We start from the raw sequence: 1,439 nt of genomic DNA on the forward strand, positions 1-1,439 counted from the left end.
ATAGTGGCGCACGGGTGCGTAACGCGTAACCAACCTACCCGAATCTGGGGGATAGCCCGCCGAAAGGCGGATTAATACCGCATAAAACGGCAGACCGGCATCGGTTCACCGTTAAAGATTTATTGGATTCGGATGGGGTTGCGTGCCATTAGCTAGTTGGGGGGGTAACGGCCCACCAAGGCGACGATGGCTAGGGGAGCTGAGAGGCTGGTCCCCCACACGGGCACTGAGATACGGGCCCGACTCCTACGGGAGGCAGCAGTAGGGAATATTGGGCAATGGGCGAGAGCCTGACCCAGCCATGCCGCGTGCAGGACGAAGGCTTTCTGAGTCGTAAACTGCTTTTGCCAGGGAAGAATAAGGGGGATGCGTCCTCCGACGACGGTACCTGGTGAATAAGCACCGGCTAACTCCGTGCCAGCAGCCGCGGTAATACGGAGGGTGCAAGCGTTGTCCGGATTTATTGGGTTTAAAGGGTGCGTAGGCGGCTTTTTAAGTCCGGGGTGAAAGCCCGTTGCTCAACAACGGAACTGCCCCGGAAACTGGAGAGCTTGAGTACAGACGAGGGCGGCGGAATGGAGGGTGTAGCGGTGAAATGCATAGATACCCTCCAGAACCCCGATTGCGAAGGCAGCTGCCTAGACTGTAACTGACGCTGAGGCACGAAAGCGTGGGGAGCGAACAGGATTAGATACCCTGGTAGTCCACGCCGTAAACGATGGATACTCGCTGCCGGCGATACAATGTCGGTGGCTTAGCGAAAGCGTTAAGTATCCCACCTGGGGAGTACGCTCGCAAGAGTGAAACTCAAAAGAATTGACGGGGGCCCGCACAAGTGGTGGAGCATGTGGTTTAATTCGATGATACGCGAGGAACCTTACCTAGGCTAGAATGCGCGTGACCGGCCCAGAGATGGGCCTTTCCTTCGGGACACAAAGCAAGGTGCTGCATGGCCGTCGTCAGCTCGTGCCGTGAGGTGTTGGGTTAAGTCCCGCAACGAGCGCAACCCCTATGGTTAGTTGCCAGCACGTAATGGTGGGGACTCTAGCCAGACTGCCTGCGCAAGCAGTGAGGAAGGCGGGGACGACGTCAGGTCATCATGGCCCTTACGCCTAGGGCTACACACGTGCTACAATGGACGGTACAGCGGGTTGCCAACCAGCGATGGTGCGCCAATCCCGAAAAGCCGTTCTCAGTTCGGATCGGAGTCTGCAACTCGACTCCGTGAAGCTGGAATCACTAGTAATCGCGCATCAGCAATGGCGCGGTGAATACGTTCCCGGGCCTTGTACACACCGCCCGTCAAGCCATGGAAGTTTGGTAGACCTGAAGCTGGTGCTCCGCAACGAAGCCAGTTAGGGTAGAACAGGTAACTAGGGCTAAGTCGTAACAAGGTAGCCGTACCGGAAGGTGCGGCTGGATCACCTCCTTTCTGGAGC

The 1,439-nt window shown here is 57.2% G+C and carries 1 rRNA gene; it reads left to right on the forward strand.

Annotated features, from left to right (window positions below):
- Window positions 1-1,432, forward strand: a 16S ribosomal RNA gene (locus BEN47_RS00720); the annotation flags it as partial.
- Between the last annotated feature and the right edge of the window lie 7 nt (window positions 1,433-1,439).

This window comes from Hymenobacter lapidarius, assembly GCF_001816145.1.
Lineage (GTDB): Bacteria > Bacteroidota > Bacteroidia > Cytophagales > Hymenobacteraceae > Hymenobacter > Hymenobacter lapidarius.